The sequence below is a fragment of the Paenibacillus sp. 01L418 genome, assembly GCF_056400045.1.
The window spans coordinates 1-11,682 of record NZ_JBFTSN010000186.1 but is presented as its reverse complement, the minus strand read 5'-3'; the positions used below and the strand labels follow the sequence as shown (position 1 = coordinate 11,682).

General features: G+C 47.5%; 8 protein-coding genes and 1 pseudogene. 1 reads left to right on the top strand and 8 read right to left on the bottom strand.

The window, feature by feature from the left end:
* Positions 1 to 174: 174 nt before the first annotated feature.
* Positions 175 to 1,533, bottom strand: a complete 1,359-nt coding sequence (locus tag AC1DSE_RS20310) for an LLM class flavin-dependent oxidoreductase (protein ID WP_477510645.1) — start codon at positions 1,531 to 1,533, stop codon at positions 175 to 177.
* 414 nt (positions 1,534 to 1,947) lie between these two features.
* A complete protein-coding gene (nfsA, locus tag AC1DSE_RS20305) occupies positions 1,948 to 2,700 on the bottom strand; it encodes an oxygen-insensitive NADPH nitroreductase (RefSeq protein WP_477510646.1) in 753 nt (250 codons plus the stop codon).
* A gap of 287 nt (positions 2,701 to 2,987) precedes the next feature.
* Here nfsA and AC1DSE_RS20300 point away from each other — a divergent pair, with 287 nt between their 5' ends.
* Positions 2,988 to 4,112, top strand: coding sequence for an NAD(P)-binding domain-containing protein (locus AC1DSE_RS20300; protein ID WP_477510647.1), 1,125 nt, complete (start codon positions 2,988 to 2,990; stop codon positions 4,110 to 4,112).
* A gap of 136 nt (positions 4,113 to 4,248) precedes the next feature.
* On the opposite strand, the gene AC1DSE_RS20295 is transcribed toward AC1DSE_RS20300, so the two are convergent.
* The 6 genes and pseudogenes from AC1DSE_RS20295 to AC1DSE_RS20270 all read right to left on the bottom strand — a co-directional run.
* Entirely contained in the window at positions 4,249 to 5,634 is a 1,386-nt protein-coding gene (locus tag AC1DSE_RS20295) for an ABC transporter substrate-binding protein (RefSeq protein ID WP_441883633.1), read from the bottom strand.
* Positions 5,635 to 5,707: 73 nt separating this feature from the next.
* Positions 5,708 to 7,030 (bottom strand): annotated as a pseudogene (locus tag AC1DSE_RS20290) (LLM class flavin-dependent oxidoreductase).
* 25 nt (positions 7,031 to 7,055) lie between these two features.
* Positions 7,056 to 8,426, bottom strand: coding sequence for an ABC transporter substrate-binding protein (locus AC1DSE_RS20285; protein WP_477528094.1), 1,371 nt, complete (start codon positions 8,424 to 8,426; stop codon positions 7,056 to 7,058).
* 28 nt (positions 8,427 to 8,454) lie between these two features.
* Positions 8,455 to 9,771, bottom strand: a complete 1,317-nt coding sequence (locus tag AC1DSE_RS20280; RefSeq protein WP_477528093.1) for an LLM class flavin-dependent oxidoreductase — start codon at positions 9,769 to 9,771, stop codon at positions 8,455 to 8,457.
* A complete protein-coding gene (locus AC1DSE_RS20275) occupies positions 9,771 to 11,105 on the bottom strand; it encodes an LLM class flavin-dependent oxidoreductase (protein ID WP_477510650.1) in 1,335 nt (444 codons plus the stop codon). The genes AC1DSE_RS20280 and AC1DSE_RS20275 overlap by 1 nt, the downstream gene beginning before the upstream one ends.
* A gap of 197 nt (positions 11,106 to 11,302) precedes the next feature.
* Positions 11,303 to 11,682, bottom strand: a 380-nt coding sequence (locus AC1DSE_RS20270) for a carbohydrate ABC transporter permease (RefSeq protein ID WP_477528092.1), incomplete at its 5' end; no start/stop codon positions are given.

Here is an 11,682-nt window from a genome sequence, read left to right as displayed (position 1 = left end):
CTCGACATAACCGCCATACGTCAGCCAGCTCCCGAGACTAATCTCACTAACCTTTAATCCGCTTGCGCCTAAATTTCGATATTGAATCGCCATATGAATAACCTCCTCAAATGTATACAAACGTTAGTTTTCAGCTGCGGCAGCGGAATGAGAGCTGCTGCCTCGTTATGGAAATCAGCCGTTTATCTTTTCTGCTTCCCTGCTTAAAGCCCATATCGCTTTATGTTTGTTTTCCGGCTTTTCCAGCCCTAAATTCTCGCGCAGCGTTTTGCCCTCATAGGACGTTCGGAAGAGTCCGCGATTTTGCAGCTCAGGAACGACCTTATCAACAAACGTCTCCAACCCGCTGTAATAAATATGCGGCAAAATATTAAAGCCGTCCGCGCCGTTATTTCTAATCCAGCTTTCAATGAAATCAGCCGTTTGCAGTACAGAACCCGTAAACGATACATGACCATGACCGGCTGCGCTTCGAGCAAGAAACTGCCGAATCGTCATTTTGTCTCGTACCGCGGCATCCACCACTACCTCCTGCCGGCTTGTAATTCCTGTCGTTATCGTTCCGTATGGCTTTGCTTTATCGACAGGAACAAGACTATCAAGCGGATATTCTGACAAATCGACTGTAAAATAGTTTGAAAGCCGCTTTAACGCTTGCTTCGTATTCAGCAATCCATTAAACTCGTCTTCGATATCGCGGGCTTCTGCTTCCGTATCAGCAACAATTGGACTAAGCCCTGGCATAATAAGCAGCTGATCCGGCGTCCTTCCATGCTTCTGCAATCTTCCCTTCACATCCGTATAAAACGCCTGGGCAGCACCTAATGTTTGCTGTGCCGTAAAAATAACATCCGCTGTTTTGGCTGCCAGCTCCTTGCCGTTTTCCGAGGAGCCCGCTTGCACTAGAACCGGATACCCCTGCGGTGGCCGAGGGATGTTAAGCGGTCCTTTTACCGTGTGATATTTGCCCTTAAAGTTAATTTCGTACACTTTGCTTTTGTCCAATGAGACATCTGCGGCTCTGTCATAGATCAGCGCATCCTCTTCCCAGCTATCCCAAAGCTGCTTCGTCACCTCAACAAATTCATCGCCAATTTCGTAGCGCTTTTGCACGTCTGGGTGCTCCGTCTTATTGAAGTTTTCAGCATCATCTTGCGAATGCCCCGTTACAATATTCCAAGCAGCCCGCCCTTTGCTGATATGATCCAGCGAAGCGAATTTCCGCGCTACATGGTAAGGATCGTTATAGGTTGTACTGACGGTTGCGATAAGCCCAACATGCTTAGTCAGCGCAGCAAGCCCAGAGAGAAGCGTAAATGGCTCCAGTCTCCTGCCAAGTCCGGAATAATTGTCGGCTGTAAACAAAGAATCAAACAGCCCTCTTTCCGCTATCTTTGCTATGTTCGCATAATACTCCAAATCCAAATCTTCCTTTGGATTCGAATCCGGGTGTTTCCACGCGGCAGAATGATGACCCGCTCCACGCAAAAACACGTTAAAATGCGCCTTCTTGTCCCGCTTAATCTCGCTCATTTGCCATCCCTCATTTTCGGTTCATTATGAAAACACTTTAAGTTCAATGCTGCTGCTCAGGCATCGTTTCTTCACCACGATATTTGGTGCCATTGGAGTACTTAACAGGAATTTCTCCTGTTCATTCAGCGGAATTCGAATAGAAAAGAGAGTTAACAGGAATTTCTCCTGTTAATTTAGACATTTGCTGATAAAATCGCTTATTTCCGCCTATTTAAGAGGAACTTTTCCTGTTAAATGGCACCAATCTGATTAATTCTCAAAATTAGCTGGAGTTTTTCACGTTAGATTAATAAACAAGATAAGAATCCAAATAAAATGAGTCTAACTAAATAAAAAGAGACTTAGCTTATCGTCAGCTAAATCTCCGGTGGTCCGGTCGTATGGTATGGATTGTGCCTTTTATAAATAAATTCATTTCAGCTTGAACCCTTGACCTACAAGGAAGTCATGCAAATGATCACGCAGCCGGTCCGACTTAAACCTTCTTAACATTTCACGAGACCACCTTGTTTCCTGCTCTCCGCCTTTGCCTCCACCTTTGCGCGTAGCATAATACTCCCGAGTGATCGAATCGTAAGCAATAATTTCATCCTCCAACCCGCTCTGCTTATACGTTTCTTGATGATAGACAGCTGCGAGCGGCAATCTTGGACGAAGATCAGGCTCTTGATCAGGAACGCCTACGCACATGCCAAACACCGGATAAACAAGCTCAGGCAGTTCAAGCAATTTAGTTATTTCTTGAGGATTATTGCGAATTCCACCGATATAAACGATCCCATAACCAAGCGACTCCGCAGCGATTGCCGCATTTTGTGCAGCTAGTGTCGCGTCAATCGTTCCGAGCAGAAACAGCTCCACGTTCTGACGAAGCTCTACATCCTCATGCAGCCTTGCTGCCAATCTGACTTTATTTAGATCGGCACACCAGATGAGAAACACCGGACTTTCAACTATTTGCTGCTGATTGCCAGCAAGCTCCGCAAGCTTTCGTTTCCGCCCAGAGTCCTTTACAGCAATTACGCTGTAAGCTTGGATATTGGATGAGGTGGAGGCTGCTTGCCCTGCCAATATGATTTGTTCCAAATGCTGCTCAGGAATGGGGGAGTCTTTATATTTGCGGATGGAGCGATGGTTTTTTAATAAATCAATAACTTCATTCATTGCTTTACCTCCTCTACATGAATAAGTGCTCTTGAAACAAAAAAACCGAAGACACAGATCAACTGTTGTCTCCGGTTTTCCGGTAGAACTATAATTCCGATTATTCAAACTGTTTTAGTGTGAAAAATGTACTGAAAATTTATCACGTAATAAATCTTTTGTCAATCATCATTGTTGTTCGCAATATGATTTGTCCTACCTTTTTGAAAAAAGTGTATTGCAAAACACATTATTCTTAGTATAATACTCAGCATAAAATCAAACTAACTCTAATGGAGGTGAAATCTGTGGTTGATCTCATCATTATTGGCGCCGGCCCCTACGGAATTTCACTTGCTGCTCATGCAGCCGCAAGCAAAATGTCCTATGTTATTTTGGGCAAACCTATGTTTTTCTGGAAGGAGCAAATGCCGCAAAATATGTTCATTCGCACCCATCCCCGCTACATCAGTCTCTCCGATAAGGATGATGAATTCACCATTGAACGATTTAGCTGCGAAACCGGCATAGAACTGCAGCCTCCCTTTCCTCGTCCTCATTTTGTTGATTATGCCTTATGGTTTGCCAAACAAACCGACATCTCCTTCACATCGGAGCACGTATCAGAGCTTCATTATTCATCCTCAGGCTTCAGCGTGATCACTCACGAAGGTGAGCAATATCAAGCCAAGCATGTTGTCATAGCTACAGGTTTGCAGCATTATAGCTACATCCCTCCAGTACTAAGCTCGTTGCCGCCTCAGCTCATCTCCCACACCTTCGCTCATCGTGATTTTAAGCCCTACGCAAACAAGAAGGTAGCTGTTATCGGCAGCGGCCAAAGCGCTTGGGAAGCTGCCGCACTGCTTCATATGGCTGGAAGCGAAGTTGAGCTTTTGTTCCGGCGTGACGCCGTTCAGTATTCAAGCGAGGATAATGTCGAATCTGGCCAGAAGCTCATCGACTCCGCTGAACAGTTCTATCTACAGCCCGACCAGCTCAAGGCGGAGCGGCGAAATACACCGCGTCAAAGCAGTGTTGCTCCTTTCTTAAAGCCCTACGTAGAAGGGAAAGTGACGATGACTGGCGGCGCAGCCATTACACATGCAGAAGCTACGATTGATGGCAAGGTGCTGCTTCAGCTTGGAAACAATGAAACTCGCCTCGTCGATCATGTTATTGCCGCTACCGGCTATCAGATCAATCTTGACCAAGTACCTTTTCTGCCGCCCCATGTATTGCAGCATATCGAGCGAGAGCCGTATTCTAATGCAAAATTCCCTCTGCTAAGCGCGCAATTTGAAAGCAGCATACCTGGACTTTACTTTGCCGGCCCACTAGCGACCTTTACTCATGGTCCCGCTTTCGGCTTCGTTGCAGGCTTACGCCAAGCATGCCGATGCATTATTCCTCATATCCAGCAGCATACGTAATAAAGCAGGGGCAAATGAATGTTACATTCACTTGCTCCTTCGCTTTCCTTCCTTAACGCATTCCAATTTACTTAAATGAACAGCACAAAACAAAGGGGCCGCATTTTACGCTGCACCTTTGCTCTGGCTCTCTAATCTACTTATCTCCTATTGTCGTTCGGAGCGTTTCAACGTCTTTATTGATGGCCTCCGTTGCTTTGCGAATCGCAGAGTTTACATCCAACCCGTTGATGGCTAAATCCTCAGCCGCCTCTGTCAATCTTGTCGTTATTTCTAGCTCGTAGGGATGAACATAATGCTCCTGCAGCGGCTCGCCAATAAACACATTTTGCACCGTTTTACCCTGCAGCACTGGAATGTCCAGTCCATATTCCTTCTCCAGCTCTGGATTAATAACAGCCGGAACCCGGCCATTTCTAGATAAAATCCGCTGGCCCTCATCCGATAAAATTTCAGCAATGACTTGGAAAGCTTCATCCTTATGCTTGCTCTGGCTGTTCACCGAAAGCGAATGAATTTGCGCCTCCCTAGTTTTGCCCAGCTGGTCGCTAAAGTTTGGTGCCGGAGCGAAATCCCAATTAAACTCAACGCCCTGCTGACGCAGCTCCTCCAGCGGACCGATCATATTCGCCAGCCAAGTTACCCGCATGCCGATAATTTGATCCTTCATAAATTGATCGCGTCCCCAGTTCCAAGTATGATCTGGCGTTACGTAACCAGGAATTTCAAAGATGCGCTTATTAAGCTCAAACACGCGCAGCCAGTCGGGCGTATCGAGTGCAGCATTTCCCGTGTCATGATCGACGTACGGCAGGCCCAGCCCTTTGGCTAGCCCCGTTAGGTTATCAACCGATAGACCAATATACTGCACGCCATTCTCCGTACGAGTCAGCTTTGCAGCAATATCCAGCACCTCATCCCAGGTCAGCTGTTTTTCTGTAGGATACGGAACACCAAACTTATCAAAAATATCTTTATTATAGTAGAGGATATGCTGATTGGAGTTAAACGGAATCGCATAGATTTCGCCTCCCTTGTCTTTCGTTATATCTTTGATGTAGTCATACAAAATCGGTTTGATCCGGCTCTCATCAAAATGATGGCGTTTAATCAGCTCTCTCAAATCCTCATAGGCGCCCGTTCGAATAATGCGCTGATGGGACGAAGAGGAGGAATAAATAATGTCTGGAACATGTGTGGAAAGCACTTCTTCATTTGTAGTTGTTGCTGCAGGCGTTATTCTTTCGATGGTTACATTTGGATATTTTTTCTTAATCGGGTCCGCGATGAGCGTATTAAATTCCACGTCTGGAAAAGTACCGCTCGTGCTGAAAAGGGTTAACGTGAGCGGCTCGTCGCCAAGCTTTTTAAAGTCCGCTTCTTCCGCTACGGCTGCGTTCGTTTCTTGCTGCTTATTTGCATTGCTCCCAGCCTTATTGGCCGGTGTATTATCCTTACTGGCACAAGCCCCCAATAAAGCAAACAACATTAAAATAACTACGCCTATCGTAAGTTTTTTCATGATTAAACTCTCTCTCCTCTATCATGAGGTACAGCTGTGTCGTTTAATAGCCAACAAGCTCTCACCTAGTCTTTTAAAGTACAGCTTTACTCTCATAACGAATATTCGCCGGCCGCTTCAATCCAAGCTGCTCTCGCAAGCTCGTTCCCGAATATTCCGTCCGAAACAATCCGCGATTTTGCAGCTCTGGAATCACCTTATCTACAAATTGCGTAAGGCCGCTCGGGAAAATCTGTGGCATAACATTGAACCCATCAGCAGCGCCGTTAACAAACCAATTTTCAATCACATCTGCAAGCTGAAGAGGTGTACCTGTAAACGTAAAATGCCCTCTGGCTCCTGCTAGACGATTAATCAATTGCTTCAGCGTTAACTGCTCATGGCGAACGAGATCCAGTATAAGCTGATGCCTGCTTTTGTTGCCATTAACCTCATCCGTTTCACGCACACCCTCCAAAGAAAGCGGCTCATCAAGCGGATACGCGGATAAATCAATGCCTAATCGCTCCGATAGCTGTTTAATTGCACCATCTTTATTTACATAATTGAATAATTCGCTCTCGATTTCTCTCGCTTCCTCCACCGTGTCTGCCAATATCGGGCTAATACCCGGCAAAATCTTCAGCTGGTCCGCCTCTCTTCCATACTTCGGCAGTCTTGCTTTTACATCCTTATAAAACTGCTGAGCACTTTCAATGCTTTGATGCGCGGTAAAAATAACTTCCGCTACCTTTGCCGCAAATTCCTTGCCGCTCTCCGAGGAACCCGCCTGCACCAGCACAGGATAACCCTGCGGCGGCCTTGCGATATTTAGAGGTCCCTTCACCGAATATTATTTCCCTTTAAAATCAATCGTATGGACTTTGTCCTTATGGACGCGAGTTCCTAACGTTTTATCATTAATGACCGCCTCATCCTCCCAGCTGTCCCACAGCTGCTTGGCGATTTCTACGAATTCATCTGCTTCCTCGTAACGCAGTGCATGATCGGGATGATCCTCCCTCCCGAAATTATGTGCGGCTGATCCAGCACCCGTAACGATATTCCAGCCCGCTCTGCCTTTGCTTATGTGGTCTAGGGAGGCAAATTTCCGCGCCACATGAAAAGGTTCATTATACGTAGTGCCAACCGTAGCAATTAAACCGATATGCTTCGTCCTGCTTGCCAGCGCAGCCAGCTCCGTGAATGGCTCGAGCTTATTGGAGCGTCCGATATAGTCATCAGCCAAAAATACGGAATCCATTAGTCCTCTTTCAGCCGTCTGAACGATTTGCAGCACATGCTCGAAATCAAGGTTGCGGCTCGGCTCCGCCTCCGGGAGCCGCCATGAAGCTTCATGGTGGCCGGTCCCGAACAAAAAGGCGTTGAGATTTAATTTGCGCTCCGATTCTCCCATATTTAATCCCCTCTCCATCGTCTGCTTATTGACCGATCGTCGTTTTTAAAGTCTCTACATCTTTATTGATCGCATCCGTTGCTTTGCGTATAGCCGAGTTAACATCTAGACCATGGATGGCAAGATCCTCAGCTGCTTCGGTAAGCCGTATCGTAATGCTCGATTCATAAGGATGAATGAAATGCTCTTGAATGGGCTTCCCAATAAAAACATTCTGAACGGTTTTGCCTTGTRGAACCGGTATTTCTAAGCCGTAATCCTTCTCCAGTTCCGGATTGATAATAGCTGGAACACGTCCGTTCTTAGCAGTAATCCGCTGCCCCTCATCCGATAAAATTTCCGCGATCACTTGAAACGCCTCATCTTGATGCGGGCTTTGGCTGTTGATCGCAATCGAGTGGATTTGCGCTTCTCTTGTATTGCCAAGCTGATCGCTGAAGTTTGGCGCCGGCGCAATATCCCAGTTGAACTCCACACCTTGTTGGCGCAGCTCCTCAAGCGGACCAACCATATTGGCAAGCCAAGAAACCCGAATGGCAATGTTTTGATCCTTCATGAAATGGTCACGAGTCCAGTTCCATGTGCCGTCCTGCGCGACATAACCCGGTATTTCAAAAATCTTCTTCTGCAGCTCGAAGACACGAAGCCATTCCGGCGTATCGAGTGCAGCCTGCCCCGTCTCGCGGTTCAAGTAAGGAATGCCCAGCGATTTACCCAAACCAGTTAAATTGTCTACAACAAGCCCGATATATTGAATGCCGTTTTCTGTTCTGGTCAGCTTCGTGCCAAGCTCGACCGCTTCGTCCCATGTCAACTGCTTCTCGGTTGGATAAGAAACGCCGAATTTATCAAAAATATCTTTGTTATAATACAAAACATGCTGATTGATATTGAAAGGAAGTGCGAGAACCGCATCTCCTTTGCCCTTCGTTATGTCCTTGATATAGTCGTAGCCAATCGGTTTGAGACGGCTCTCGTCAAAATGATGTTTTTTGATTAATTCTCTTAAATCCTGATATACACCCGTCCGAATAACCCGCTGCTGCACACTGCCAAATATAATGTCCGGCACATGTGTGGACAGCACTTCCTCCGGAGTCGTCGTCGCTGCTGGCGTTATTCGTTCAATGGTTACGTTCGGATACTTCGCATGAATGGGACCTGCAATCATTGCTTCGAATTCCACGTCTGTAAAGGTAGCGCCAGTGGAATAAAACGATAATTTCAGCGGCTCATCCCCAAGCTTCTTGAAATCCGCGGTTTCGGTCGCACTGTTCGTTGCCTCCTTCTTGCCTGATGCATCATTCTGCTTTGCAGGTGCGTTATTGTCTCCCCCGCATGCGGAGATCGATGCTGCAAGAACAAATATGACGATGATAACCCCTAGTTTCTTCATCCTATATCCTCTCATTTCTATTATTTATTTATATTTGCTGAAGATGGCGCGTATTGGCAGGACGCTGTAGCCCTAAGCTGTCACGAAGCGTCTTGCCTTCATATTCGGTACGGAATAACCCACGGTTTTGCAGCTCTGGAATGACCTTGTCTACAAAGGTCTCAAGCCCTGTAGGAAAGAGCTGCGGCAGCACGTTGAAGCCATCAGCCGCATGGTTTTTAAACCATTTTTCAATAAAATCGGCCGTTTGAAGCACAGACCCGGTAAACGTGATATGCCCATGTCCTCCATTGCTGCGATAAAGAAGCTGGCGAATCGTAAAGCTTTCTCTGCGCGCCGCATCGATAATAACCTCCTGCCTGCTGCGAATGCCGTTGAACTCCTCAGCAGGTTTTGCTTTACCCAGCGGCACCGGCGCATCCAGCGGATAATCATTCAAATTCACCGTGAATCGCTCCGATAAACTATCAAGTGCACGCCTTGTATCTACAAAAGCATGCAGCTCCTCCTCGATCTCGCGCGCTTCCGCTTCCGTATCAGCCACAATCGGAGCGAGCCCTGGCAAAATAACGAGCTCATCAACGGTTCTCCCATACTTCGCTAAACGTGATTTCACATCGTAGTAGAAGGCACGGCCTGCATCGAACGTTTGCTGCGCCGTAAAAATAACCTCCGCCGTTTTCGCTGCCAGCTCCTTGCCTTGCTCGGAGGAGCCTGCTTGCACGAGCACCGGGTAACCTTGCGGCGGACGCGGAATGTTAAGCGGTCCCTTCACCGAATAGGTATGGCCTTTGAAGTTGATCTCGTGCACCTTATTTGCATCCAGCAATTTACCCGCTTTTTTATCGAAAATAAGGGCGTCGTCTTCCCAGCTGTCCCATAGCTGCTTCACCACTTCCACGAACTCCTCGCCCGTCTCGTAGCGCTGCGCATGCTCTGGATGTTCGTCTCTGCTGAAGTTATGGGCAGCTGAGCCCGCACCCGTCACAATATTCCAGCCAGCTCTGCCGCCGCTAATATGATCCAGCGAGGCGAACTGCCTTGCGACATGGAACGGATCGTTATATACGGTCCCGACTGTCGCAATCAMGCCGATATGTTCCGTTACAGAAGCAAGTGCTGCGAGCAGCGTAAACGGCTCCAGCTTGCTGCCGCCGCCTGCATATCCATCTGCTAAAAATACGGAATCCAGCTTGCCTCGCTCAGCAATTCGAGCCAGCTGCCCTAAATAATCAATGTCCAGCTCCAAATCCGGACGCGCATCTGGATGCCGCCAAGCTCCCGCATGATGGCCTGTCGCTCTCAAAAAAACATTCAAATGAACCTTTCGACTCGCTTCACTCATTAGGAATGCACCTCTTCTTCCGTTTTTTTGGCCTGCCAGCTATTTGTAGGTCTCGCTAAACCTAGATTTCCGCGCAGCGTTTGCTCTTCATAGGAGGTACGGAACAATCCGCGATTTTGCAGCTCAGGGATAACTTTATCGACAAAGCGCTCCAGCCCGCTCGGATACACCTGTGGCATCACATTAAAGCCATCGGCCGCCCCATTCTTGAACCACTTTTCAATGACATCAGCCAGCTGCAGCGGTGTACCCGTAAAAGTAAAATGCCCTCTTGCCCCTGCTAAGCGATTGATCAATTGCCTGAGCGTCGGCTGTTCGCGTTCTACTAAATCCAAAATAAGCTGGTGACGACTCTTCATGCCGCTTACCTGATCTGTCGTTTGTGCGCCCTCCAGATTGACAAGGTCATCAAGTGAATGATTAGACAAATCAACGCCTAAGCGACCCGATAACCGCTTAATCGCCCCTTCATGATCGATAAACGCAAACAGCTCATTTTCCAGATCCTGCGCCTCTGCCTCTGTATCCGCCAATATCGGACTAAGTCCAGGCAATATTTTCAGCTGATCCGTCGTCCTGCCATACTTCGCCAAACGTAACTTCACGTCTTTATAAAAAGCTGCTGCCTCCTCGAAGGTTAGTTGAGCAGTAAAAATGACCTCCGCCAGCTTAGCGGCAAATTCCTTGCCCGTCTCAGATGAGCCCGCTTGAACAAGTACAGGATAACCTTGCGGCGGTCGCGCGATATTTAGCGGTCCCTTTACTTTGAAATACTTCCCAGCATAATCAATCGTATGAACCTTGGCTTCATCGATCAGGATGCCGCTGATCTTGTCATTTGGCAGCGCGTCATCCTCCCAGCTGTCCCACAGCTGCTTGACGATCTCTACAAATTCCTCCGCTGATTCATAACGATCATGATGCTCCGGATGCTGTTCCCTGCTGAACTGCTCTGCAGCAGGTCCCGCTCCCGTCACGATATTCCAGCCTGCACGACCCTTGCTAATATGGTCTAAGGATGCAAACTTCCTTGCGATATGAAACGGTTGATTATAGGTCGTTTCTACCGTTGCAATTAGACCGATATGTTTGGTTGCTGCTGCTAATGCTGACAGCATGGTGAACGGTTCAAGCGATCCCGATCCCGCCCAGTAGCCATCCGCCAGAAATACAGAATCGAGCAAGCCGCGTTCGGCAATTTGAGTCAGCTTCAAGTAATGCTTAATATCAACGCCTCGCTCCGGCTGCGTATCCGCATGCCGCCACGATGCTTCATGATGGCCTGATGCGGCCAGAAACGCATTAAGATTTAGTTTTCTCTCCGATCCACTCATCGCACGACTCCCCTTAAGTCATTTTCGAATTAATTACCGTTGTTCAATTCCCAAAAAAAATAGCCAGAGCTGCCCTAAGGCAATCTCCGGCTATCCGGTCGATTATTTCCAATTAAACCAATTGGTTTTATAAGGATTATAGTAAGTGCTAAGAATTTATCATCTCAACTTCGTAATGTCAATGTTTTTTTGATTTACTATTCTACCAATCCTGTCCGTTCAACCCCTTCAATGAACCACCGCTGAGCGAACAAATACACGACAAGCAGCGGCATAATAATTAGGAAAGAGGCCGCCATCTTGATCGCTTCGGCATAAACCGTAATCTCCCCTGCCCCTTCAGCCAGCTTCATCTCGCCAGCCATTCTTGCCAGCGTAATGGAGAGAGGTACGTTCTCCGCAGTAAACATAAAGAGTGACGGAAAGTAAAAATCATTCCAGTTCCAAACGAAGGAAAATAGTACGACCACAACGGTAGCCGACCTCGACAGCGGAAACATGACGCGAAAGAACAGGCGGAAAGGGCCTGCTCCGTCCATACGCGCAGCCTCATCCAGCTCTTTGGGCAGTGTGGAAT